Below are 24,689 nucleotides of genomic sequence, written 5' to 3' on the forward strand. Positions count from 1 at the left end.
CTGACCGCCCGCTCAGGCCGACCTCAGGCTGGCCCCGTCGCGCCCGCCGGCCACCGCCGCGCACGCCTCCTCGTCGGTCACACCGTCCTCGGCCGTCAGCTCGATCAGCGCGTCCAGCCGGTCGCGGGCGGCCAGCAGGGCGGCGGCTGCCTCGTCGATGCGGGCGCGCTCGCGGCGCAGGTCGGGGAGCATGCTGGAGCAGGCGGGCTCCAGGATGCGGTCCTCGTCGACCATGCAGGGCAGCAGCTCGGCGATGACGGCCGTGTTGAGACCGGCGGCCAGCAGCATGCGGATGCCCCGTACGGTCACGACGTCCGCTTCCTCGTACTCGCGGTAGCCGCTCGGGCGACGGGCCGGGCGCAGGAGGCCCTGCTCCTCGTAGTAGCGCAGCAGACGCTGACTGACGCCCGTCCGTCGGGAGAACTCACCCATGCGCATATGACGACCACCACATTCGGTTGACTCTCTCACCGGTGTGAGACAGCAGCCTATTGCGCATGACACATCAGACTTCAACACGCTCGCAGGACAACCCCGATACCGTGATCGGCCTCGGCCCCATGGGGCTCGCCCTCGCCGGAGCCCTGCTGAAGAACGGCCATCCCACCACCGTCTGGAACCGCACCCCGGAGAAGGCCCGGGATCTCGTCGCCCGGGGCGCGCGGCTCGCGGCGTCCGTGGCCGACGCCGTGGCTGCCGGCCCTCTCACCGTCGTCTGCCTCAAGGACTACGCGACGCTGTACGAGGTGCTCGACCCCGCCGGCGACGCGGCGGCGGGCCGGACCCTGGTCAACCTCAACTCCGGTACGCCGAACGAGGCGCACGCGGCGGCCTCCTGGGCGGCGGAACGCGGTGTCACCTACCTGGACGGTGCGGTCATGGTGCCGCCGCCCCTCGTCGGGGACCCCGGATCCGTCTTCCTCTTCAGCGGTCCGCGCGAGGTCTTCGACGCCCACCGGGCCACGCTGGCGAGCCTGGGCGCCCCCCGGTACCTCGGTTCCGATCCCGGGCTCGCGGTGCTCCACAACGCGGCGCTGCTCGGCCTGATGTACGCGACGATGAACGGCTTCCTGCACGCCACCGCGCTCGTCGGCTCGGCGGGCGTACGGGCCGCGGAGTTCGCCGATCTCGCGGTGAACTGGTTCCTGCCCACGGTGGTGGACGCGACCCTCGTCGAGCAGGCGCCGGATCTGGACGCGGGCCACTACCCGGGCGACCTCGGCACCATGCACATGAACCTGAACGCGCTGGAGCACATCGCCCTCACCTGCGAGGAGCAGGGCGTGCACGCCGGGCAGCCGCGGCTGATGCGGGAGATCGCTGCACAGGCCATCGAGGACGGCCACGGCGGGTCGAACTACCTGGCCGTTTTCGAGGTGTTCAAGAAGGCGGCGGAGCGGGGCGCGCGGTAGCGGCGGTGGGGCCCGGCGGGTCGCGCGAGCCCCGTCGGGTCAGTCCCGGGAGGATCCCGGCAGCCGGCTCCAGAAGTGGTCGACGATGTTCTCGACGTAGCGGCGCCCGTCCTCGCCGGACGCCGTGGTGCCGCCGGCCCGGCTCAAGGTGGCCGCCATGAGGCCCTGGTACTCCTGGTGCATGGCGGACAGGGGGCTCTTCAGGTCGCGGCGCTCCATGGAGACGAGCTTGGCGATGTCGCGGATGTGCGCCTGCCAGCGCGTGGAGACCGCCTCGGTGAGGAGGCGGGCCAGCTCCTCCTCCAGCCTGGTGATGGCGATGAAGTCGCGCGGGGGGAGATCGAGGACCTCGCCGAGCTTGACGGACTGCCGTTTGTCACCGGCCCACAGACCGGCCTCCTCCATGGACAGATAGGCGTCGAGGGTGAGACCGGTGGCGCGCGCGACCTCCTCGGCCGGGACGCCACGCGCTATGCGGTGCTCCAGCAAGGTGCGCGGGTGGCCCATGAGTTCACTGGGCCGGCACCACAACGCGCCCGCCAGAGCGGTGAATTCCGTTGGGTCCGGCACATGGGTTCCGCGCTCCCACGCGATCACATGCTCGGGCCCGACGTGTGACGTGCCGAAGGACGCGCGCATGCCGTAGGCGACATGACCGGGTGCCATCCCGAGTTTCTCGCGCAAGGCGCGCGCTGCCCGCGCGTTGAAGGGGAGTGGTGGGTGCACATACGGAGCGTAGGGGAGCTGTCACCGCCAATTCCATACCCGCTGTCGGCTGCCTGCCGGTTTGGCGGAAAAGGTCACCGCTGATTCCGTAGGAAGCCACAGGGCCGAAAGGGGACCAACTACACGCTCTACGCGGGTAGTTGCGGTCCGTCCGCTGCCGCGTATGATCCGCTCGCACGGTGCCGCATGTGCGTTCGCACAGCGCCTGCAACCCACATCGGGCAGCACCGGCGAAAACCCCCTTCCCCATCATTCGCAGGCTCAGGAGACTCCGTCATGCACCCCAGTACGACCAACCCGCCGCCCGACGCGAAACCGGACGGATCGGGGGGCGCCGTCGACCGGTTCTTCCGCATCAGTGAACGCGGTTCGACGTACCTCCAGGAGATACGCGGCGGATTCGCCACGTTCTTCACGATGGCATACATCCTGGTGCTCAACCCGATCATCCTCGGCGGGGCCGAGGACAAGTTCGGCAAGCAGCTGGACAACGTGCAGCTGGTCACCGCCACCGCTCTGGTCGCGGCGGTGATGACGCTGATCATGGGTGTGGGCGGCAATCTCCCGCTGGCCCTGGCGGCGGGTCTGGGCATCAACGCCGTCGTCGCCTACCAGATCGCTCCCCTGATGAGCTGGGACGACGCGATGGGCCTCATCGTGCTCGAAGGGCTGCTGATCTGTGTTCTGGTGGTGACCGGGCTGCGCGAGGCGATCATGCACGCCATTCCGCAACCCCTCAAGCAAGCCATCAGCGTCGGCATCGGGCTGTTCATCGCCTTCATCGGCTTCGTGGACGCCGGATTCGTCACCCGCATCCCCGACGTCGCGGAATCCACCGTGCCGGTCCAGCTCGGCACCGGCACGCTCACCGGCTGGCCGATGCTCGTCTTCTGCCTCGGCGTGCTCCTGACGATCGTTCTGGTCGCCCGGAAGGTCAAGGGCGCGATCCTCATCAGCATCGTCCTGATGACCGTCGTCGCCATCGTCATCAACGAGGTCGCCCGCATCAAGTCCTGGGGCCTGACCTCGCCCTCGATTCCCAGCAACCCGGTCGCCGCACCCGACTTCGGGCTGCTGGGCCAGTTCGACCTGTTCGGTTCGTTCGGCCAGGTCGGCGTGTTGACGGTCGTCCTGCTCATCTTCACGCTCATCCTGTCCGACTTCTTCGACACGATGGGCACGGTCGTCGGTGTCACGGCGGAGGCCGGACTCCTCGACGAGCGGGGTCAGGTGCCCGGCCTCGGCCGCGTCCTGCTCATCGACGGCGCCGCCGCCGTCGCCGGTGGCGCCGCGTCCTCGTCCTCGGCCACCACGTACATCGAGTCCGCCGCGGGTGTCGGCGAAGGCGCCCGCACCGGCTTCGCCAACGTGATCACCGGTGGACTGTTCGCGCTCGCCCTCTTCCTCACGCCCGTCCTGACGATCGTGCCGATGCAGGCGGCGGCGCCCGCACTCGTCGTGGTCGGGTTCCTGATGATGACCCAGGTCAAGCACATCGACTGGGACCGCTACGACGTCGCCATCCCGGCCTTCCTCACCATCGTCGTCATGCCGTTCACCTACTCCATCACCAACGGCATCGGCGCCGGCTTCGTGGCCTACGTGGTCATCAAGGCGTGCCTGGGCAAGGCTCGCGAAGTCCACTGGCTGCTGTGGGGCACCGCCGCGCTCTTCCTGGTCTACTTCATCATCGACCCGCTGGAGCAGGTCCTCGGGCTCAAGTAGCGGAGCCCAGCGCCGGTGACCTCCGGGTCAGTGGCTTCCGGGTCAGTGGCTTCCGGGTCGTTGGCGGCTTCCGGGTCAGTGGCTTCCGGCGTCGGCGAGGCAGAACTCGTTGCCCTCCGGATCCCTGAGGACCGTCCAGGACATGCCCTGCATCGACTGCTCGCCGACGACGGTCGCGCCCAGCTTCGCCAGGCGCTCCACGTCTGCCGGGCGGTCGGGTGAGGAGAAGTCGATGTGCACCCGGTTCTTGGCGGCCTTGGCCTCGGGCACCCGCTGGAAGCCGAGGACCAGCGGGGTCGCCGCGAGGACGACGAACGCGTCGTAGTCCTGCGGCGTCTCCTCGACGCCCAGCGCCTCGGCCCACCAGCCGGCCAGGGCCTGGGGGTCGGCACAGTCGATCGTGATCATTTCCGGTGAGATACGCATGCCTCTCACCGTACGACCCACCACCGACAACGGGCCGGAGGTCGGCCCTCGGCCCGTTGTCGGCCCGCCTCAGGCCGGCGCGATCTCCAGCAGCGGGAGTTCGCGGCCCGGGATGGAGCCGGACGGGGTGACGCCGATCCGGACCGCGCCCATGGCCCGGTAGAAGCGCTCCGCGTTCGGGTCGGCGTCGATGGTGAGGCGGGTGAAGCCCAGGCGGCGGGCCTCGTCCATGGTGTGGGCGAACAGCCGTCGCCCGACCCCCCTGCCGATGGCGTCCGGTTCGACGAACATCATGCCGAGCGCGCCCCTCGGCGGCTCTCCGTCCAGGGTGGTGAAGCCCAGGACCCGGCCGTCCTCCTCGGCCACCGCCGTCCGCCGGGCCGCCACATCCGCGGGGTGGACCGTCAACTCCTCGCGGCAGGCGGCCAGGAACTCCGCGTCGTACCCCCAGTGGCCCTTCGACCGGAGGGCCAGTTCGGTCAGTGCGGCGGCTTCGGCCGCCTCGCCCGCGCGTATCCGCATAGAGGTCATCTTCCCCCGTACGGATACGCGCGGCCACGGACGTGCGTGGGTGCGCGCGGCGACGGACCCGGCCGACGTCAGTCGAAGATCGGGCCCTGCGTCCGGGTCCGCTTGATCTCGTAGAAGCCCGGGATGGAGGCGACCAGCAGCGTGCCGTCCCAGAGCTTCGCCGCGTCCTCGCCCTTGGGGGCGGGGGTGACGACCGGGCCGAAGAAGGCGATCTGCTCGCCGTCCGCGCCGGGAACGGCGATGACCGGGGTGCCGACCTCCTGGCCGACCTTGTCGATGCCCTCCTTGTGGGAGGCGCGCAGCTCGGTGTCGTACCGGTCGGAGTCGGCGTAGTCCGCGAGGTCGGCGGGCAGGCCGACGTCCTTCAGCGCGGCGGCCACCGCCTCGCGGGTGGGGCCCTCGCCGTTGTTGTGGAAGCGGGTGCCGAGTGCGGTGTAGAGGGGGCCGACGACCGCGTCGCCGTGGAGCTGCCGGGCGGCGACGACGACCCGGACCGGGCCCCAGGCCTTGTTCTCCAGGAGGTCGCGGTACTCCTCCGGCAGCTCGTCCAGCTTGTCCTCGTTCAGGACGGCCAGGCTCATCACGTGCCAGCGGACCTCCACGTCGCGGACCTTCTCCACTTCCAGCATCCAGCGCGAGGTCATCCACGCCCAGGGGCAGAGCGGATCGAACCAGAAGTCGACCGGGGTCTTGCCGTTGGCCGGGGTGTTCTCGGACATGTCTCTCCTCAGAAGGGCGTGTGACATCTGCGGGCGAGAACGCCTCCGGACGGGCGGCCATTCCCTGCATGCGGCCCCGAGAAGGCGCGTGCAAGGATCAATGGGTTCGAACACGACACATAACGCGCGTCACGAAGGAGTGCCCGTGCCCGGTGAAAACCTGTCCCGCGACGAGGCCCAGAAGAGGGCCGAGCTGCTGACCGTCGACGGATACGAGGTCGAACTCGACCTGCGGTCCGCCGTCGGCGAGCCCGAGGGGGCCGACGGGGGCGACGGGGAGTCCGGTCCGCGGACGTTCCGGTCGCTCACCACGATCCGGTTCCGCTCCGCCCGGGCGGGCGCCTCGACCTTCGCCGACCTGGTGGCCCCGGGTGTGGACGCGGTGACGCTGAACGGGACGGCCCTCGACCCGGCCGTCGTGTTCGACGGGACGCGGGTGGCGCTGGACGGGCTCGTCGAGGGCGAGAACGTCCTCGTGGTCGACGCCCGCTGCGCGTACAGCCGGACCGGCGAGGGCATGCACCGCTTCGTCGACCCGGAGGACGGCGAGGTCTACCTCTACACGCAGTACGAGCCGGCCGACGCCCGCCGGGTCTTCGCCAACTTCGAGCAGCCCGACCTCAAGGCGCCCTACCGCTTCCGGGTGGCCGCCCCCGCCGGCTGGCGGGTCTGGTCCAACGGGGCCGAGGAGTCGGAGAAGGACGGGGTGTGGACCTTCGCCGAGACGCAGCCGATCTCCACGTACATCACGGCCGTCGTCGCCGGCCCGTACCACTACGTCAGCGATCACTACAGCCGTACGTTCGATGACGGCACCACGCTGGAGATCCCGCTCGGCGCGATGTGCCGCAAGGGGCTCGCGAAGCACTTCGACGCGGACGACGTCTTCCTGATCACCAAGCAGGGCCTGGACTTCTTCCACGACCACTTCGACTACCCGTACCCCTTCGGGAAGTACGACCAGGCGTTCGTGCCCGAGTACAACCTCGGCGCCATGGAGAACCCGGGCATGGTCACCTTCCGCGAGGAGTACATCTACCGCGGCAAGGTCACCTCGGCCGCCTACGAGCGGCGTGCCAACGTCATCCTGCACGAGATGGCGCACATGTGGTTCGGCGACCTGGTCACCATGGAGTGGTGGGACGACCTGTGGCTGAAGGAGTCCTTCGCGGACTTCATGGGCTCCTTCTCGATGGTCGAGGCGACCCGCTTCACCAACGGCTGGATCACCTTCGCCAACAACCGCAAGGCGTGGGCCTACCGCGCCGACCAGCTGCCCTCCACGCACCCCATCACGGCGGACATCCGTGACCTGGAGGACGCCAAGCTGAACTTCGACGGGATCACGTACGCCAAGGGCGCCTCCGTGCTCAAGCAGCTGGTGGCGTACGTGGGGCGCGACGCGTTCCTCGAAGGCGCCCGGCGCTACTTCAAGAGCCACGCCTACGGCAACACGCGCCTGGGCGACCTGCTGTCGGTGCTGGCCGAGACGTCCGGCCGCGACATGACGGCCTGGTCGCGCTCGTGGCTCCAGACGGCGGGCGTCAACGTGCTCACCTCCGTGCCGACGTACGACGCGGACGGGGGGCTGGCCGAGCTGGCCGTCGTCCAGGAGGCCGCCGCCTCGCACCCGGAGCTGCGCCCGCACCGCGTCGCGGTCGGCCTGTACCGGCGTACGCCGGAGGGCGAGCTGACGCGTTACGCGCGCGCCGAGGTGGACGTGGCCGGTGAGCGGAGTGTGGTGGAGGCCCTCGCCGGCTCCGAGCGGCCCGATCTGATCCTGGTCAACGACGACGACCTCACGTACTGCAAGGTCCGCTTCGACGAGGGGTCGCTGGCCACGCTGCGCGACCACCTGGGCGAGATCACGGACCCGCTGGCCCGCGCCCTGTGCTGGTCGGCCCTGTGGAACCTGACCCGGGACGCGGCTCTGCCGGCCCGCGACTTCGTCGCGCTGGTACTGACGCACGCGGGGCGGGAGAGCGACATCGGCGTCCTCCAGATGCTGCACGCCTGGGCGCAGTCCGCGCTGGTCCACTACGTGGCCCCCGACTGGCGCGAGGAGGGCGGCCGGGCGCTGGCCGACGGCGCGCTGCGCGAGCTCCGGAGCGCCGAGCCGGGCAGCCAGCACCAGCTGACCTGGGCCCGCTTCTTCGCGGCGGTCGCCTCGTCCGCGGAGGACTTCCAGCTGCTGGGCGGGCTGCTGGAGGGCTCGGCCCGGATCGACGGTCTCGACGTCGACCAGGAGCTCCGCTGGTCCTTCCTCTCCCCGCTGGCCTCGCACGGGGTGGCGAACGAGGCGGCGATCGACGCCGAGCTGGCCCGCGACGACACGGCCTCCGGCAAGCGCCACCACGTACGGTGCCTGGCCTCGCGCCCCTCGGAGGCGGTCAAGGCGCAGGCGTGGGCGGCGGTCGTGGAGTCGGACAAGCTGTCCAACGCGCTGGTGGAGGCGACGATCTCCGGCTTCGGACAGCCCTCCCAGCGGGAGCTGCTCGCGCCGTACACGAGCCGGTACTTCGAGGTGATCGAGCGGATCTGGGCGGAGCGGTCCATCCAGATCGGCATGCACGTGGTGCGGGGGATGTTCCCCGGCCTCCAGGACAGCCCCGCGACCCTCGCGGCGACCGACGCCTGGCTGGGCGAGCACGAGGACGCCGCCCCGGCGCTGCGGCGGCTGGTGCTGGAGGCCCGGGACGATCTCGCGCGGGCGCTGCGCGGCCAGGAGTGCGACCGGTCCGCCGGCTGAGCAGCCACGGACGAGGGGGCGCGCGGGCGGGGCGCGCGTGCGGCGTGAAAGCGGCGCTCGTACACCCGCCCGGGACGCCCCTCCCCCGATTCCCGGCGTGACAGCCCTTTTCGGTTGTCGAACGTCCGTACTTTAGGACGGCGTTGTCCGGGATTGTCGACGGGCGTGTAACAGGGGTTAGGGCCCCCTCCACGGGCGGGAAACCCCGGGACATGACCCAGAACGCCCCGCTCTCCCCCCGTCTCCCCGGCCTCCCCCCTCACTCCGAGGACGTCACGCACCGTGTCCTGTCCGCCGCCCAGTTGAGGGCGCGGGGTGTGTCCGCCGCGCAGACGTCCGCCCAGTGCCTGCCCGGTGGCCCCTGGCAGCACCTGCTGCCGGGGGTCTATCTGCTGCGCCCGGCCCCGCCCACCGGCCGGGAGCGGCTGCGCGGGGCGCTGCTCTACGCGGGGCGTCCGACGGCCTCCGCGCGGCGCGTCGCTCCGGCGGACCCCGCGGACACGGGGTACGGCGCGTCGATGCTCACCGGGGTGGCCGCGCTCGCGCTGCACGGCTTCGCCGCGGCCGGGGACGTGGAGACGCTGCACCGGATCGACGTGCTGGTCCCGCGCACCCGGCGGCTGCGGTCCACCCGGTTCGTGGAGGTGCTGCGGACCGCCTCGATGCCGCACCCGGTGCGGGTGGGCGAGGTGCCCGTCGCCCCGGTGGAGCGGGCCCTGGCGGACGCGGTCGCGGGGACGGCCGACGCGGGCGTCGTCCGGCGGCTGCTGACCGAGGCGGTACGCGACGGGCACTGCGAACCGGCGGCCTTGGTAAGGGAGTTGAGTGAGGCGAAGCTGCTGGGGCGGCCCGCCGTGGTGGGTGCGGTCGATGCGCTGCTGGCCGAGGGGCGGGCGGTGGCGGAGGAGCGGCTGTACGCGATGGTGCGCAAGCACGGGCTGCCGGAGCCGCTGTGGAACGTGGAGCTGCGGCTGCCGGGCGGGCCCCGGCTCGGCGGGGTCGACGCCTACTGGCCCGACCAGGCCGTGGCGGTGGAGCTGGACGCCCGGGCGCCCCGGTACGGCGTGCCGAGGCTGAGGGGCCGGGCGGAAGCGGACCCGCAGTGGTCCTCGCACGCCGCGAAGCGGGAGCATCTGGAACGGCTCGGGATCACGGTCGTCCACCTCTCGCCGAGGAAGCTGCGCGAGGCGGCGGACCAGCAGGCGACGGTGGTACGGACGGCGCTGATGGCGGCGGCGGACCGGGAGCCGGCGGCGTACGTGATGGTGCTGCCGCGCTGAGAGGGGCCCCCGGGCCCACGGCTGTTCCCGGCCACCGACCCGTACGCCGTCGGCCGCCGACCCGTCGGGCCTCGGCCACCGACCCGTACGCCGTCGGCCACCGGCCCGTCCGGCCTCGGCCACCGACCCGCCCTGTCTCGGCCACCGACGCGTCTGGTCCGGACCACAGCCGCCGCCACCCGCGTCGCCAGGCGTCACGGCCGCACCGTTTGGCCTCATTCATCCCGCGTGGCACATCGCGCCCCGTGGCGGATCTATGCCATGTCCCTGACTCACCTCCGTCAACTCTCCACAAACCCCTGTCATTTACGACAGGCTGAGCGGTCATCCGGTACCGAATTCCGGACTCTCTCTTTCAATTACAGGGATGCTGATGACCAAGGAATCCCCCAGCTCCATACCCGGGGCCAGACGCGCGGCGCGTATCGCGGCCGCTGCCGGACTGGCGGCCGCACTCGCCGCCTCCGGCGCCGCACCGGCGTTCGCCGCCGAGGACCCGGCACCGGCACCCGTCAAACCGGCCGCCACGAGCGACCGGGGCGACAAGCTCGGCAAGGCCGACGCCGATGTCCTGGCGAAGGCCGAGGCCAAGGGCGAGAAGAGCGTCACCATGATGGTCGCCACCACCCCGGGGGCGACCGAGCAGGTCAGCAAGCAGCTGGACGCCGTCGAGGGCTCCGTGCTCGGCCAGACCTACGACAAGCTCGGCTACGTCCGGGCGACGGTTCCGACGAAGAGCGCCGAGTCCACCATCAAGGCGGCCTCCAAGCTCTCCTCCGTCCTCGGCATCGATCTCAAGCAGGAGATCAAGCTGGACGACCCGACGCCCAAGGGCGACCGGGCCGCCGGAGCGAAGCAGCCGAAGGCCACGGGCAGTTACGCGGCGCCGAACAAGAAGACCCCGGCGAAGAACCCGTACAACCCGTCGTTCGAGACGGGCGCGGTCGACTTCGTCGAGAAGCACCCGACGGCCGACGGCCGCGGGATCACCATCGGCGTCCTGGACTCCGGTGTCGACCTCGGTCACCCGGCCCTGAAGAAGACCACCACCGGCGAGCGCAAGATCGTCGACTGGGTGACCGCGACCGACCCGGTGAGCGACGGCGACGGCACCTGGCTGGAGATGTCCGCGTCGGTGGCCGGCCCGACGTTCACGTCCGGCGGGAAGACCTACTCGGCGCCGGCGGGCAGCTACAAGTTCGCCACGTTCGCCGAGGCGGCCACCACCGGTGGCGAGATGGCGGGCGACCTCAACCGCGACGGTGACACCACCGACGTCTGGGGCGTGCTGTACGACCCGGTCACCGGCACCACCCGGGTCGACCTGAACAACAACGCGGACTTCTCCGACGACAAGGTCCTCAAGCCGTACAAGGAGAAGTTCCAGGTCTCCTACTTCGGTGAGGACGACCCGCGCACCCAGGTCGTCGAGCGCATCCCGTTCGTCGTCGAGACCCGTAAGAACGTCGTCCTCGACTCCTCGGGCGCGAAGGCCGACTTCGTCAACATCGGCGTCATCGAGGGCTCGCACGGCACGCACGTCGCGGGGATCACCGCGGCCAACGGGCTGTTCGGCGGCGAGATGAACGGCGCCGCCCCCGGTGCCAAGATCGTCTCCTCCCGTGCCTGCACCTGGTCCGGCGGCTGCACCAACATCGCGCTGACCGAGGGCATGATCGACCTCGTCGTCAACCGCGGCGTCGACATCGTCAACATGTCGATCGGCGGCCTGCCGCCGCTGAACGACGGCAACAACGCGCGCGCCGAGCTCTACAAGCGGCTCGTCGACATCTACGGCGTCCAGCTGGTCATCTCGGCCGGCAACAGCGGCCCGGGGCTCAACACCATCGGGGACCCGTCGCTCGCCGACCACGTGATCTCGGTCGGCGCGTCGATCTCCAAGGAGACGTGGGCGGCCAACTACGGCTCCAACGTCACCAAGAAGTACGACATGCTGCCCTTCTCCTCGCGCGGTCCGCGTGAGGACGGCGGCTTCACGCCGATCATCTCGGCGCCGGGTGCGTCCATCAACACCACCCAGACCTGGGCGCCGGGCGGCCCGGTCAAGGAGGCGGGTTACGACCTGCCGGCCGGCTACTCCATGCTCCAGGGCACCTCGATGGCCTCCCCGCAGGCGGCGGGCGCCGCCGCGCTGCTGCTGTCGGCCGCGAAGCAGAAGGACATCGAGCTTCCCCCGGCCGACCTGCGCTCGGCGCTGACCAGCACCGCGGGCCACATCAAGGACGTGCCCGCGCACGTCCAGGGCTCCGGTCTGATCAACATCGTCAAGGCGTGGAAGCAGATCGCCAAGCAGGGCAAGCCCGCCCACGAGTTCTCGGTGAAGGCCCCGGTCGACACCGCGATCGACTTCGCACTCAAGGACCCGGGCTTCGGCACCGGCCTCTACGACCGCGAGGGCGGCCTGAAGACCGGCGAGACCAAGGTCTACGACGTCGTCGTCACCCGCACCACGGGCCCGGACCGCAACGTCCAGCACAAGCTGTCCTGGAAGAACAACGACGGCACCTTCGAGCTCAGCAGCCCCCGGTACGTCTCGCTGCCGCTCGACACGCCGGTCAAGCTCAAGGTCAGGGCGAAGGCGAAGTCCGCCGGCGTCCACAGCGCCATCCTGCGGGTCGACGACAAGAAGACCTCCGGCGTGGACCACCAGATCATGACCACGGTCGTCGTCGCCCACGAGCTGCGGCAGCCCGGTTACGCCTACAAGGCGTCCGGCTCGGTCCAGCGCAACGGCACCACGTCGTACTTCGTCAACGTGCCGGAGGGCGCGAAGACCCTCGAGGTCGCCCTCAGCGCCCTGCGCTCGGGCAGCCAGACCCGGTTCGTCTCCCTGCACCCGTACGGGACGCCGGTCGACCCGACCTCCACGATCAACTGCTACCCGAACTACGAGAACCCGGCCAACACCTGCCGCCCGGACGCGCGTTCCTACAAGGACCCGCAGCCCGGCGTGTGGGAGATCGAGGTCGAGGCGCGTCGTACGTCGCCGCTGCTGGACAACCCGTACAAGCTGGACGTCTCGCTGCTCGGCGCGACCTTCGACCCGGCGGTGCAGACCATCGCCGAGGCGAAGATCGGCGCTCCCGCCCCGGTGAACTGGACGGTCACCAACGGTGCCGCCGCGCTCCAGGGCAAGCTCCAGGGCGGCTCGCTGGGCTCGGCCAAGGTGGCGAAGCCGTCGATCTCGACGGGCCAGACCCGTGAGACCACGGTCACCATCGGCGCGGGTGTCGAGAAGCTCGACATCGCCGTCGGCGGCACCTCGGACGCCAACGCGGACATCGACCTGCTCGTCTTCCGGGGCGCCACGCAGGTCGGCAGCTCGACCTCCGCCGGTTCCGAGGAGTCGGTCAGCCTGGTCAAGCCCGCCGCGGGCACGTACACGGTCGTCGTGGACGGCTACTCGGTCCCGTCCGGGACCACCACGTACGACTACCGCGACGTCTACTACTCGGCGTCGCTCGGCACGATCAAGGTCGACTCCGCCAAGGCCGTGAACCTGGCCAACGGCGCGTCGGCCCAGGTCGGCGCCGAGGTCGTGGTCGCCGGGGCGGCTCCCGAGGGCCGTCAGTTCTTCGGCGAGGTCAAGCTGGTCAACCCGCGCGGCACCGCCGCGGGCACCGGCAGCGTCGTGATCGAGAAGGTCACGCCGTAGCGGATCCAGTAACGGGTCCCCCGGGGCCCTGACGGACCCCATCGGCACGACGGCGGGGCGGGCGCTCTCACGGGCACCCGCCCCGCTGCGCGTGTTCCTCGTCACACCCCCGGGCCGCCGCCGCAGATGTTTCCCCCCGTACGCGCGGAGGTTGCAGAATCTGCGGTTCTCGCGCGAAGAGTCCGCAGGTCGGACAATGGATTGGACAAGGCGGGCCAGGACATACGCATCATGGAGCGGCAAACGGGCCGCACAGCCGCACGGGCGGGCAGCCGCCGGACGTGCAGAACAGAGGAGTCCTCGTGAAGGTCGGAATCGTCGGCGCCACCGGTCAGGTCGGCACAGTCATGCTCAGGATCCTGGCCGAGCGGGACTTCCCGGTCGACGAGCTGCGGCTGTTCGCCTCGGCCCGGTCCGCGGGCTCCACGATCGACTTCAAGGGCTCCGGCGTCACCGTCGAGGACGCCTCCGCGGCCGACTACACGGGCCTGGACATCGTGCTGTTCTCCGCCGGCGGGGCGACGTCGAAGGCGCTGGCCGAGAAGGTCGCCGCCCAGGGCGCCGTGGTGATCGACAACTCCTCCGCCTGGCGCAAGGACCCCGAGGTCCCCCTCGTCGTCTCCGAGGTCAACCCGCACGCGGCCCGGGTCCGCCCGAAGGGGATCATCGCCAACCCGAACTGCACGACGATGGCCGCGATGCCCGTGCTGCGCCCGCTGCACGACGAGGCCGGTCTCGAAGCGCTGACCGTCGCCACCTACCAGGCCGTGTCCGGCTCCGGCGTCGCCGGTGTGGCCGAGCTGCACGGCCAGGCGGCCAAGGTCGTCGCCGAGGCCGAGAAGCTGGTCCACGACGGCGAGGCCGTGGACTTCCCCGAGCCGACCGTCTACAAGCGCCCGATCGCCTTCAACGTGCTGCCGCTGGCGGGCTCCATCGTGGACGACGGTTCGTTCGAGACGGACGAGGAGCAGAAGCTCCGCAACGAGTCCCGCAAGATCCTGGAGATCCCGGAGCTGAAGGTGTCCGGCACCTGCGTCCGGGTCCCGGTCTTCTCCGGCCACTCGCTCCAGATCAACGCCCGCTTCACCCGTCCGATCGGCGTCGAGCGCGCCCTGGAGCTGCTGAAGGACGCCGAGGGCGTCGAGCTCTCGGAGATCCCGACCCCGCTCCAGGCAGCCGGCAAGGACGCCTCCTTCGTGGGCCGTATCCGGGTCGACGAGACGGTGGACAACGGCCTCGCGCTGTTCGTCTCCAACGACAACCTCCGCAAGGGCGCCGCGCTGAACGCCGTGCAGATCGCGGAACTGGTGGCGGCCGAGCTGAAGGGCTGACCCGCGGCGTCACGCGTACGGGGAAGGGGCGGCCACCGGTGATCGGTGGCCGCCCCTTCGCCTGCTCGGGCTCAGAGCGCGAGGTGGCGGCGGAGGGCCGCGTCGATCTCGGCCATGCGCTGGCGGGGGACCTCACCGATGCGCTTCAGTACCCGGTCGGGGGAGACTGCCCGGATCTGTTCGCACTGGACCTTGGAGTTCTGCGGAAGGTGGCTCTCTTTCGCTGCGAGAAGGACCTGGAAGCTGAGGATCCGCGAGGTGTTCGAGGTCAGGGGGACCACGGCGACAACGCCCCTGCCGGTCAGCTCGACCGACCGGTTGGCGGCGTTGTTGGAAACGATCACTGCCGGGCGCACCTTGTTGGCTTCGCTCCCCCGCGCAGGTTCCAGGTCCACGAGGTGGATGTCACCCCTACGCATCGGTGAGCCCATCGGCCACGGTGCGGTCCCAGAGAGCGGCGTCCTCGCTGGCGTCCCACTCCTGGAACGCCTCTGTGTACTCGTCTTCGAGACCTGCGGTGCGCAACAGCTCGATGGCGGCGTGTATGACAGCGGACCGAGAATCCGCTTCGGTCTTCGTCGCGTACTCGTCGACGAAGGCGACATCCTCCTGCGGCAGACTCACGCTAATCTTCATACCGACGATCCTACCCGAGTAGGAAGGAGAGCGCTACCCACCGTCGGGCGGGGCCGGACATGGAAGGATGATCCGAAACGTCACTATCGAAGGAGATGGCCGCGTGCCTGGCACGAATCTGACCCGCGAAGAGGCGCAGGAGCGGGCGCGCCTGCTGACCGTGGACGCGTACGAGATCGATCTCGACCTCTCCGGAGCGCAGGAGGGCGGCACCTACCGGTCCGTGACCACCGTGCGCTTCGACTGCGCGGAGGCGGGTGCGGAGTCGTTCATCGACCTGGTCGCCCCGGCCGTCCACGACGTGGTGCTGAACGGCAAGGACCTGGACGTGGCCGCCGTGTTCCGCGACGCGCGGATCGCCCTGCCGCACCTGCGGGAGGGAGCCAACGAGCTGAAGGTCGTAGCCGACTGCTCGTACACCAACACCGGTGAGGGGCTGCACCGGTTCGTCGACCCGGTCGACGAGCAGGCCTATCTGTACACGCAGTTCGAGGTCCCGGACGCGCGCCGCGTCTTCGCCTCGTTCGAGCAGCCCGACCTGAAGGCGACCTTCGCGTTCACCGTGAAGGCCCCGTCCGGCTGGACCGTCATCTCGAACTCCCCGACGCCGGAGCCGAAAGACGACGTCTGGGCCTTCGAGCCGACGCCGCGCATCTCCACGTACATCACGGCCCTCATCGTGGGCCCGTACCACGCGGTGCACAGCAGCTACGAGAAGGACGGCCAGTCCGTCCCGCTCGGCATCTACTGCCGCCCCTCGCTGGCGGAGTACCTGGACGCGGAGGACATCTTCGCCGTCACCCGGCAGGGCTTCGAGTGGTTCCAGGAGAAGTTCGACTACGCGTACCCGTTCGCCAAGTACGACCAGCTCTTCGTCCCCGAGTTCAACGCGGGCGCGATGGAGAACGCGGGCGCGGTCACCATCCGCGACCAGTACGTCTTCCGCTCCAAGGTGACGGACGCGGCGTACGAGGTGCGGGCCGAGACCATCCTGCACGAGCTGGCCCACATGTGGTTCGGCGACCTCGTGACGATGGAGTGGTGGAACGACCTCTGGCTGAACGAGTCGTTCGCCACCTACACCTCTATCGCCTGCCAGGCGGACGCGGCGGGCTCCAAGTGGCCGCACTCCTGGACCACGTTCGCCAACTCCATGAAGACCTGGGCGTACCGGCAGGACCAGCTGCCCTCCACACACCCGATCATGGCGGACATCCAGGACCTGGACGACGTCCTCGTCAACTTCGACGGGATCACGTACGCCAAGGGCGCGTCCGTGCTCAAGCAGCTCGTGGCGTACGTCGGCAAGGACGCGTTCTTCCAGGGCGTGCAGGCGTACTTCAAGGCGCACGCCTTCGGCAACACCCGCCTCTCCGACCTGCTGGGCGCCCTGGAGAAGACCTCCGGCCGCGACCTGAAGACCTGGTCGAAGGCGTGGCTGGAGACGGCGGGCATCAACATCCTGCGCCCGGAGATCGAGACCGACGCCGACGGGCACGTCACCTCCTTCACCGTGCTCCAGGAGGCCCCCGCGCTGCCCGCCGGCGCGAAGGGCGAGCCGACGCTGCGCCCGCACCGGATCGCCATCGGCTGCTATGACCTCGACGCGGCCGGCAAGCTGGTGCGCACCGACCGGATCGAGCTGGACGTCGACGGCGAGCGGACCGACGTGCCCGCCCTGGTGGGCAAGGCCCGTCCGGCGGTCGTCCTGCTCAACGACGACGACCTCTCGTACGCGAAGGTCCGCCTCGACGCCGAGTCGCTGCGGGTCGTCACCGAGCACCTGGGCGACTTCACCGAGTCGCTGCCGCGCGCCCTGAGCTGGGCCTCGGCCTGGGACATGACGCGCGACGGCGAGCTGGCCACCCGCGACTACCTCGCCCTGGTGCTCTCGGGCATCGGGAAGGAGTCGGACATCGGGGTCGTGCAGTCGCTGCACCGCCAGGTGAAGCTGGCACTCGACCTCTACGCGGCGCCGGAGGCCCGTGAGACCGCGCTCAACCAGTGGACCGACGCGACGCTGGCGCACCTGCACGCGGCGGAGCCGGGCAGCGACCACCAGCTGGCCTGGGCCCGCGCCTTCGCGGCCACCGCCCGCAACCCGCAGCAGCTGGCCCTGCTCCAGTCGCTGCTGGACGGCACGGAGACCATCGAGGGCCTGGCCGTCGACACCGAGCTGCGGTGGGCGTTCGTGCAGCGGCTGGCGGCCACCGGGCTGCTGGACGAGGAGGACATCGCCACCGAGTACGAGCGCGACAGGACGGCGGCGGGCGAGCGCCACGCGGCCTCCGCGCGGGCGGCCCAGCCCACGCAGGAGGCCAAGGCCGAGGCCTGGGCCTCGGTCGTGGAGTCCGACAAGCTGCCCAACTCGCTCCAGGAAGCGGTCATCGGCGGCTTCGTCCAGACGGACCAGCGCGAGCTGCTGGCCCCGTACACGGAGAGGTTCTTCGCCGCGGTGAAGGACGTCTGGGAGTCGCGCAGCCACGAGATGGCCCAGCAGATCGCGGTGGGCCTCTACCCGGCCCTCCAGGTCTCCCAGGAGACGCTGGACGCCACGGACGCCTGGCTGGACTCGGCCGAGCCGAGCGCGGCCCTGCGCCGGCTGATGTCGGAGTCGCGGTCCGGTGTGGAGCGCGCTCTGAAGGCCCGGGCGGCGGACGCGGCGGCGGCCACCGCGTAGCGGCACGTACGGCCCTGGGGGCGCCCTCTTCGTCGCGGCGGACACGTCGCGGCGGAGGGGGCGCCCCCTTTCCCGTGCGCCTGCGACCCGCTACTCCGGCCGTGGCGTGAGGACGAGCGGCCCGTGCGCACCGGTCCGGACCCACTCCACGGCCTGCTCGGCCGGGGTCCCGGCGGGCACGGTCAGGACGAGGGTGACCTCCGAGGCCCGGTCGTACGTCCCGGGGTCGACGCGCACCGCCACCCGCAGCAGCCGCAAAGCCGCCGGGTCGCCCGAGGAGCGTTCGGTGAACCGCTCCCGGTCCACCTCCAGCCCCCCGAGCAGGGCGGGGTGGGCGACGATGTCCACGGTCAGCAGCTCGCCGTCCAGCCGCCGTTCGGCCCAGCCGTCCGTCTGCACCAGGTAGAGACAGTTCTCCCCCTCGTACCCGTACGTCCCGAGCCGGGCCACGGCGCGCTCGTGATCGTCGGCGACGTCCGACACGACCACGACGACCGTGACGGCGTCCGGATCATCCGGATCCAGTCCGTCGCACAGCACGGCCTCTGCCACCTGCTCCTCCCCCGGGGAGTGCGGTATCGGGTGCGAACGTCCGCAAAGCCCGTACCGCGCGCCGCCCGTTCGGCCCTCGCGCATTCGGCCCTCGCGCATTCGGCCCTCGCGCGTTCGGCTGCCGCCCGCGCGCGACCGGGTCTCCCGTGGCCTACGGTCCGAAGGGTCGTCGCAGGAAGCTTCGGTCGCAGGCCACGGGAGGGTTCGGATGCCCGGCTCCGCCGTCGTGCCGGTCGCGCTGGCGCTGTGCGCGGGTCTGCTGTCGGGCCCCGCCGCCCCGGTGACCGGCCGGCCGGACTGCCGGGCGGGTCCGGCGGGCTGCTACGACCTCTACACGTACGGCTACGGCCTCGGGCTGCATCCGCTCACCGGCGCGGACGAGGTCCGGGAGCAGCTGACCGACCACTTCTGGCTGTTCCCGGTCAGCGGCGGCTGTGCGGGGCGGATCCGGGCGGGGGCGCGCTGCGAGCTGCTGGGCGGCAATCCGGTCGAGGTGGAGCACATCGGGAACGACTTCTTCCAGATCAACACGCTGCCGGGGCACCAGCTGGGCCGGGGCATGCACATCCGCTTCGCGTTCTCGCGGACCCTCGGCTTCCACTCCCTGACGGTCCGGGCCTGGCAGGACCGGCCCACCGACTGCACGGGCGAGGCCTTCTGCAACACGGTGAACCGGGTGTTCGCCCGGGGGACCTGGCGGGTGCTGGCGGAGACGCTGCGCTTCTCCGCGTACGTCGCCTGAGCCGCCGCCCGGAGTGGAGACCGCCCGGCGGGCGGGCGCGGGAGCGCAACCGTCCGCCGGGCGGGAGCTGGGGCCGACCCGAGGGTTACGGGGTCACGCGCCGGACTCCTCGTAGCGCCGGGTCAGCTCGGCCGCGCCGGACTCCGTGAGCGTGCCGTGCAGACGCATCCGGGCCACGCCGCCGTCGGGGAAGGCGTCGAGGCGGACGTGGGTGACGACGGCCTGGGCGCGCAGCACGAAGCGGTGGAGGGTGTCGGGCTGGAGGCGGGTGCGCGGGACGATCTCGAACCACTCGCCGGTGTCGCCGTTGCGGCCCTGGAGGGCGATCCAACCGGCGGAGTTGCCCTTGAGGTAGGCGGTGTCGATCTCGATCGCGCGGACCGCTCCCTGGGCGGGGAGGCGGAAGCGGACCCAGTCGTTGGTGTCGCGGACGCGGCGGCGGCGGTTCTCCCAGCCGTCATCCATCTTGCGGGAGGTGCCCGGCAGGATGATCTGGGTGGGCGAGGAGTAGAAGCGGTCGGAGGCGTCCTCGTACGTACCGCCGTTGAGCACCGAGATCAGGTCGATGGTGCCGAGCGCGGCGAGCCAGGCCGGGTCCGGGACGACCTCGCCGTGCACGCGGAGGCGGGCGATGCCGCCGTCGGGGTGCTGGCAGAGGCGCAGGTGGGTGTAGCGGCGGCCGCCGGTGATCTCGAAGGCGTTGGCCGCGTGGCCGCGTACGGGGGTGGGCGGGAGGATCTCCTCCCACTTCACCTCGTCGGCGAGCAGCTGCTCGGGGCTCGGGGCGCCCTCGACGGAGGTGGCCTGCACGGATACGCGCTGCGGGTAGTTGCCGCGGAAGTGGGCGGTGTCGACGATCAGGCCGCGGACGATGCCGGGCGCGCCGAGGCGGACGATGGCCCAGTCGTGGTCCTCGGGGGCCGGGAAGGGGGTCGCGGCGTCCGCGCCCCTGCGGCGGCGGGTCTCCCAGCCGTCCATGATCTTGCCCTTGTGCCCGAAGTGCTCGGGGTCGAAAACGGCGCGCTCACGGATCAGAAGGTTCTCGCGCTCGGCGAAGAACTCGTCGTTGGCGGCGATCACGCCCGCGCCGAGGCGGCGGTCGGCGAGGTCGACCAGCTCGGTGAAGGGGAGGTCTCCCGCTTCGCGGTAGTCGGCGTAAGGGTCGCCGCCGCCGTAGGGCGCGGCGTCATTGGCGTGGGGGTCGGTGTCGGGGTCCTGGAATGTGGTCTCGCTCGCGTCGAAGGTCATGGCTCCTACCTTCGCCCCCATGGACCCGTCAAGTCCATCGAAAGTTTTCGCAGGTATCTTTCAGCTCAGCTGAATGATGCGGCTGTCTGGGTGAGCGCCGCGAGGACCCGGGCCACCGCCGGTCCGCTCTCCGCCCCGTGCCGGACCGCCGCCACGACATGGCGGCGCGGCCGGTCCGTCTCCAGCACCCGCATCACCACGCCCTCGCGCCGCTCCCGGGCGGCCATCCGGGGGACCAGCGCGACGCCCATGCCCGCCTCGACCAGGGCGAGGATCGCAGTCCACCCGGCGGCGCTGTGGGCCTGCTCGGGGACGAAGCCCGCCGCCTCGCAGGCGGCGGTGGTGATCTCGGACCAGGGGCCCGAGCCGCCGAAGATCCAGCGGTCGGCGGCCAGGTCCGCGAGGCGCGGCGCGGGTGCGCCGGCCAGCGGATGGTCGGCGGGGAGCGCCACGTCCAGCGGGTCGGCGAGCAGCGGGAAGAGGCTGAAGCGGGGGTCGCGGGCGGTGGGCGCGTGGGCGGCCAGCGACAGGGCCAGGTCCACCTCGCCCGCGGTGAGCAGCTCGTAGGCCTGGGCGGCCTCGGCCTCCCGTACGCGTACGTCGGGCCCCGGGCGGTCCTCGGCGCGCAGCAGCCGGACGGCGGGGACCACGAGGGCGGGCACGGCGGTGGAGAACGCGGCCACCCTGACCTCGCCCGCCTCGCCGCGCAGATAGCCGGTCAGTTCGGCCTCGGCCCGCTCCAGCTGGGCGAAGACCGCCTCCGCGTGGCGCAGGACGAGGTGGGCGGCGTCGGTGAGACGGACGCGGCGGCCCTGGGCCTCCAGGAGGTCCACGCCGAGCTGCTTGGCCAGGTTGGTGAGTTGCTGGGAGACGGCGGAGGGGGTCATCAGGAGTGCCTCGGCGGTCGCCGTCACCGTGCCCCGGTCGCGCAGGGTGCGCAGGATGCGGAGCTTCTTGACGTCCCACTCGGTCATGGACGCAACCTACCGGCCCGGCGCGGGCCGTGGTCCCGCCCCTCGGCCGTGCACACGTCGGCGTCCGGGGCCGGACGCACGAATGCGCCGCGCGGTGGTGCCCACCGGCGGCGCATCCTTCGCGCAGGGCGTACGGGTGCGGGTCAGATCTGCTTCTTGGACTTGTCCAGGACCATGACGAGGCCCGTGATCACCACGAACAGGGCGATGGGCGCGACGACGTAGAGACCGATGGTCTCGACCGCGCTCAGGCGCGGAGCCGGGTCGTCACCGTCGTCGGGCGTGAGCGCGAGCGCCGGGCTCGACATGAGCAGCATCATCAGCGTCGTCCCGGCCGCAACGACGCCGGCGCGCATAGCGTTCATCTTTTCCACGGTGCCAACGTAGCGAACGGCTGGGGACGGCGCTCGCCCGGGGGTGCCGTACGAGGCTTTCGGGGCCGCAGGACGTCCATCAGCGCGTGCAGCCGGGGCGAGGCGGTGATCTCCTCCAGGGTGACCGGATGCCCCTCGGCGTCGGCGATCGGGAGGCGCCAGTTGGGGTACTGGTCCCAGGTGCCGGGGAGATTCTGCGGGCGGCGGTCGCCGACGGTGTCGGGGAGCCAGACGCCGGTCATCCGGGCGGGGGTGCGCACCAGGAAGCGGTGGACGGCCCGGACGGCGGCCTCCTCGTCGCCGTCGCCCTCGGGGAGCATCCGCAGCCGGGCGAGGAGGGCCAGCCACTCGGCGGTGTCGGTGGCGTCCTCGGCCAGCTCCTCCTCCAGGGAGCGGGTGAGCAGGCCGAGACGGTGGCGCAGCGTCACGTGGTCGCCGGTCAGCCGGGCGGCGGTGGAGGGCAGGTCGTGGGTGGTGGCGGTGGCCAGGCAGTCCCGGCGCCATTCCTCCGGGGCGAGGGGCCGTCCGTCGCCGTCCCAGTCGCGTTCGAACCAGAGCACCGAGGTGCCGAGCACGCCGCGCCGGGCGAGCGCCTCGCGGACCCCGGGCTCGACGGTGCCGAGGTCCTCGCCGACGACGACGGTCCCGGCCCGGTCGGCCTCCAGGACGAGGACGGCGAGCATCGCCTCGGCGTCCTGCGCGACGTACGTGCCGTCGGTGGGCGGACGTCCCTCGGGGACCCACCAGAGCCGGAACAGGCCCATGACGTGGTCGATGCGCAGGGCCCCGGCGTGGGCCAGCAGTCCGCGCAGCAGGCCCCGGTAGGCGGCGTAGCCGGTGGCGGCGAGGACGTCGGGGCGCCAGGGCGGCAGGCCCCAGTCCTGGCCGCGCGCGTTGAAGGCGTCGGGGGGCGCGCCGACGGACATGCCGTGGGCGAAGGCCTCCTGCTGGGCCCAGGTGTCGGCGCCGGCCGGGTGCACGCCGACGGCGAGGTCGTGGACGATCCCGACGCCCATCCCGGCGTCCTCGGCGGCCCGCTGGGCGTCGGCGAGCTGGGTGGCGGTCAGCCAGGCGAGACGGCAGTGGAAGTCGACCCGGTCCAGCAGCTCGGTCCGGGCGCGGGCGGTTCCCGGGGAGCGGGGGTCGCGCAGGGCCTCGGGCCAGGTGTGCCAGTCGGGGCCGTGCACCTCGGCGAGCGCGCACCACAGGGCGTGGTCCTCCAGCGCCTGGCCCTGCTCGGCCAGGAAGTCGCAGTAGGCGGCGCGGCGGCCGGGGGTGAGCGGCACCTCGACGACCAGCTCCAGGGCCTGCCGCTTCAGCTCCCGCACGGCGTCCCGGTCGATCAGCGCGCCCTTGCGCAGCACGGCGTCGCTGAGGGCCGCGGCGTCCTGCCGGAGGTCGTCCAGGGTGACCCGGTCGCGGACATGGCCGTATTCGGGGATCGACTCGACGCGCAGGTGCACCGGGTCGGGGAAGCGGCGCGAGGAGGGGCGGTACGGGGACGGGTCGGTGGGGTGCCCGGGGACGGCCGCGTGCAACGGGTTGACCTGGACGAACCCGGAACCGAGGGTCCGCCCGGCCCAGGCGGCGAGGTCGGCCAGGTCGCCTAGGTCGCCCATGCCCCAGGAGCGGGCGGAGAGCAGGGAGTAGAGCTGGACCAGGAAGCCGTGGGAGCGCTCGGGCGGCTGCGGGACGCGGGCCGGGGCGACGACGAGGGTGGCCGTGGCGCCGCGGTGGTCCGGCGTACGGACGTGGACGCGGTGGACGCCGGGGGGCGGCGGGATCCACCAGGCGGGGACGGCGGCCGGAGCGCCGGGCTCCCCGTCGGCGCGGTGCGGGTGCGGCGCGGAGGCGGACGCGAAGGCGGTGGCGGCACCCGCGGGAGGCGTCACGGACGGGACGGAGTCCGCACCACCCGGAGGCGTCACGGACGGCGCGGTGGTACCGGGGGCGACGGACGGCGCGGTGGAGGCGACGAGTGGGGCGGTGGCTCCGGCGACGCCCCCCGGAGACATCGGAGGCGCGGCAGCGGTGCCCGGCGGCGGCACGGGCGGCGCGGTGGCCGCCGCCCGGACCCGCATGGTCAGCGGGTCGGGCGGGCGGCCCGGGGGAGGTCCCGGGGTATCGGCCGGCTCCGGCTCGACCGTGACGGTCGAGCCGGGGGGCAGCCCGGCGAGTGCGGTCGGCAGGGGCTCGCCGGCCCAGACCACCACGGTCGGCGGCAGCAGGCGCGAGCGGGACTCGACGGCGACGAGGCACTTCCGTACGTCCGCCGGAGTGCCGGCGTCGACGCCCAGCGCGGCGAGCACGGCGATGACCGTGTCGTCGGGGACGGACACCGTGACATCCGGCGACGGGGAGTAGGAGGTGGCGACACCGTGCAGTGCGGCGAGCCGGGACAAGCCCATTCAGACTCCTGGGAACTCCATGCCCCCTGCGGTGCCGGGTGCGGTCGGCTCGCTGGTCAGAGGGGCGACGGCGGCGAGCGGAGGCTCGCTCGTGAGAGGGGTGGCATCGGCGAGCGGAGGCTCGCTGGTCAGCGGCGCGGAATCGGCGAAGGAGGATGCGCCGAGCAGGAGGGAGACATCGGCGAGCGGTGGCCCGCTGATCAGGTGGGCGACGTCGGCAAGGGGGAGTTCGCTGGTCAGCGGCGCGGATTCGGACTGCGTGGGTACCTGTTTGGAGAGGGCGGAGAGCAGAAGCTGCGCGGCAGCGGGCATGGGTGGCCTCCTGGCCATGGAGAACAGGACACAGCAGGCCTACCCAGGCCTCGCCGTGGCAGACGTGGACGTGACGCAGGCGTTATGACAACGAGCCCAACGTGCTCCGGGTCACACTCCGTTCCCCCGAACGGCAGGTATGGGCCGTTTTCGGCCACTCACGGCCGCCACACCAGCCCCAGAGAGCT

The 24,689-nt window shown here is 71.6% G+C and carries 21 protein-coding genes; 8 read left to right on the top strand and 13 right to left on the bottom strand.

The features are described 5' to 3' along the window. Positions 1-12 precede the first annotated feature (12 nt). Complete coding sequence (locus ACH4RG_RS15475) at positions 13-438, bottom strand: MerR family transcriptional regulator (protein ID WP_398539655.1); 426 nt, start codon at positions 436-438, stop codon at positions 13-15. A gap of 59 nt (positions 439-497) precedes the next feature. Here ACH4RG_RS15475 and ACH4RG_RS15480 point away from each other — a divergent pair, with 59 nt between their 5' ends. Then, positions 498-1,412 (top strand): NAD(P)-dependent oxidoreductase, encoded by a 915-nt coding sequence (locus tag ACH4RG_RS15480; protein WP_398539656.1) that lies wholly within the window; start codon positions 498-500, stop codon positions 1,410-1,412. Positions 1,413-1,451: 39 nt separating this feature from the next. On the opposite strand, the gene ACH4RG_RS15485 is transcribed toward ACH4RG_RS15480, so the two are convergent. After that, positions 1,452-2,078, bottom strand: a complete 627-nt coding sequence (locus ACH4RG_RS15485) for an XRE family transcriptional regulator (RefSeq protein WP_397917235.1) — start codon at positions 2,076-2,078, stop codon at positions 1,452-1,454. 336 nt (positions 2,079-2,414) lie between these two features. Between ACH4RG_RS15485 and ACH4RG_RS15490 the strand changes: the two genes are divergently transcribed. Continuing rightward, positions 2,415-3,863: an NCS2 family permease gene (locus tag ACH4RG_RS15490; protein WP_398160660.1), complete on the top strand. Its 1,449-nt coding sequence runs from the start codon at positions 2,415-2,417 to the stop codon at positions 3,861-3,863. 75 nt (positions 3,864-3,938) lie between these two features. On the opposite strand, the gene ACH4RG_RS15495 is transcribed toward ACH4RG_RS15490, so the two are convergent. The 3 genes from ACH4RG_RS15495 to ACH4RG_RS15505 form a co-directional block, all read right to left on the bottom strand. Next, the gene (locus ACH4RG_RS15495; RefSeq protein WP_397916863.1) at positions 3,939-4,289 is read right to left on the bottom strand and encodes a VOC family protein; all 351 of its coding nucleotides are present in this window, start codon (positions 4,287-4,289) and stop codon (positions 3,939-3,941) included. Positions 4,290-4,358: 69 nt separating this feature from the next. Next, the gene (locus ACH4RG_RS15500; RefSeq protein WP_397916864.1) at positions 4,359-4,811 is read right to left on the bottom strand and encodes a GNAT family N-acetyltransferase; all 453 of its coding nucleotides are present in this window, start codon (positions 4,809-4,811) and stop codon (positions 4,359-4,361) included. Positions 4,812-4,888: 77 nt separating this feature from the next. Continuing rightward, positions 4,889-5,539, bottom strand: a complete 651-nt coding sequence (locus tag ACH4RG_RS15505) for a DsbA family protein (protein ID WP_397916865.1) — start codon at positions 5,537-5,539, stop codon at positions 4,889-4,891. 145 nt (positions 5,540-5,684) lie between these two features. Here ACH4RG_RS15505 and pepN (ACH4RG_RS15510) point away from each other — a divergent pair, with 145 nt between their 5' ends. The 4 genes from pepN (ACH4RG_RS15510) (at position 5,685) to ACH4RG_RS15525 (ending at position 14,575) form a co-directional block, all read left to right on the top strand. Beyond that, positions 5,685-8,288, top strand: a complete 2,604-nt coding sequence (gene pepN / locus ACH4RG_RS15510; protein WP_398539657.1) for an aminopeptidase N — start codon at positions 5,685-5,687, stop codon at positions 8,286-8,288. Between the two features lie 212 nt (positions 8,289-8,500). Continuing rightward, positions 8,501-9,568: a hypothetical protein gene (locus ACH4RG_RS15515; protein ID WP_398539658.1), complete on the top strand. Its 1,068-nt coding sequence runs from the start codon at positions 8,501-8,503 to the stop codon at positions 9,566-9,568. 367 nt (positions 9,569-9,935) lie between these two features. Further along, positions 9,936-13,244, top strand: a complete 3,309-nt coding sequence (locus tag ACH4RG_RS15520) for a S8 family serine peptidase (protein ID WP_397916868.1) — start codon at positions 9,936-9,938, stop codon at positions 13,242-13,244. Positions 13,245-13,546: 302 nt separating this feature from the next. Next, positions 13,547-14,575 carry an aspartate-semialdehyde dehydrogenase gene (locus tag ACH4RG_RS15525; RefSeq protein WP_398539659.1) on the top strand — a complete coding sequence of 343 codons (1,029 nt, stop codon included), beginning with the start codon at positions 13,547-13,549 and terminating at the stop codon, positions 14,573-14,575. A 71-nt stretch (positions 14,576-14,646) separates the two neighbouring features. On the opposite strand, the gene ACH4RG_RS15530 is transcribed toward ACH4RG_RS15525, so the two are convergent. Together ACH4RG_RS15530 and ACH4RG_RS15535 are read right to left on the bottom strand one after the other, a co-directional pair. Beyond that, positions 14,647-15,006, bottom strand: coding sequence for a type II toxin-antitoxin system PemK/MazF family toxin (locus ACH4RG_RS15530; protein ID WP_397916870.1), 360 nt, complete (start codon positions 15,004-15,006; stop codon positions 14,647-14,649). After that, a complete protein-coding gene (locus tag ACH4RG_RS15535) occupies positions 14,987-15,211 on the bottom strand; it encodes a ribbon-helix-helix protein, CopG family (protein ID WP_018959233.1) in 225 nt (74 codons plus the stop codon). The genes ACH4RG_RS15530 and ACH4RG_RS15535 overlap by 20 nt, the downstream gene beginning before the upstream one ends. A 103-nt stretch (positions 15,212-15,314) precedes the next feature. Here ACH4RG_RS15535 and pepN (ACH4RG_RS15540) point away from each other — a divergent pair, with 103 nt between their 5' ends. Next, positions 15,315-17,891 carry an aminopeptidase N gene (pepN, locus tag ACH4RG_RS15540; protein ID WP_397916871.1) on the top strand — a complete coding sequence of 859 codons (2,577 nt, stop codon included), beginning with the start codon at positions 15,315-15,317 and terminating at the stop codon, positions 17,889-17,891. Between the two features lie 90 nt (positions 17,892-17,981). Here pepN (ACH4RG_RS15540) and ACH4RG_RS15545 read toward each other — a convergent pair whose 3' ends face one another. Next, positions 17,982-18,443 carry a hypothetical protein gene (locus tag ACH4RG_RS15545; protein WP_398539660.1) on the bottom strand — a complete coding sequence of 154 codons (462 nt, stop codon included), beginning with the start codon at positions 18,441-18,443 and terminating at the stop codon, positions 17,982-17,984. 208 nt (positions 18,444-18,651) lie between these two features. Between ACH4RG_RS15545 and ACH4RG_RS15550 the strand changes: the two genes are divergently transcribed. Then, entirely contained in the window at positions 18,652-19,185 is a 534-nt protein-coding gene (locus ACH4RG_RS15550) for a hypothetical protein (protein WP_398539661.1), read from the top strand. A 93-nt stretch (positions 19,186-19,278) separates the two neighbouring features. Here ACH4RG_RS15550 and alc read toward each other — a convergent pair whose 3' ends face one another. From alc to ACH4RG_RS15575, 5 genes are all read right to left on the bottom strand, one after another. After that, entirely contained in the window at positions 19,279-20,433 is a 1,155-nt protein-coding gene (gene alc / locus ACH4RG_RS15555; protein WP_397916878.1) for an allantoicase, read from the bottom strand. A 65-nt stretch (positions 20,434-20,498) separates the two neighbouring features. Continuing rightward, positions 20,499-21,407, bottom strand: a complete 909-nt coding sequence (locus tag ACH4RG_RS15560; protein WP_397916879.1) for a LysR family transcriptional regulator — start codon at positions 21,405-21,407, stop codon at positions 20,499-20,501. 143 nt (positions 21,408-21,550) lie between these two features. Further along, complete coding sequence (locus ACH4RG_RS15565) at positions 21,551-21,763, bottom strand: hypothetical protein (RefSeq protein ID WP_397917236.1); 213 nt, start codon at positions 21,761-21,763, stop codon at positions 21,551-21,553. Between the two features lie 5 nt (positions 21,764-21,768). Beyond that, positions 21,769-24,189, bottom strand: a complete 2,421-nt coding sequence (malQ, locus tag ACH4RG_RS15570) for a 4-alpha-glucanotransferase (protein WP_398539662.1) — start codon at positions 24,187-24,189, stop codon at positions 21,769-21,771. After that, complete coding sequence (locus ACH4RG_RS15575; protein WP_397916881.1) at positions 24,190-24,501, bottom strand: hypothetical protein; 312 nt, start codon at positions 24,499-24,501, stop codon at positions 24,190-24,192. Positions 24,502-24,689: the final 188 nt, after the last annotated feature.

The sequence above is a fragment of the Streptomyces sp. NPDC021019 genome, assembly GCF_044333295.1.
Lineage (GTDB): Bacteria > Actinomycetota > Actinomycetes > Streptomycetales > Streptomycetaceae > Streptomyces.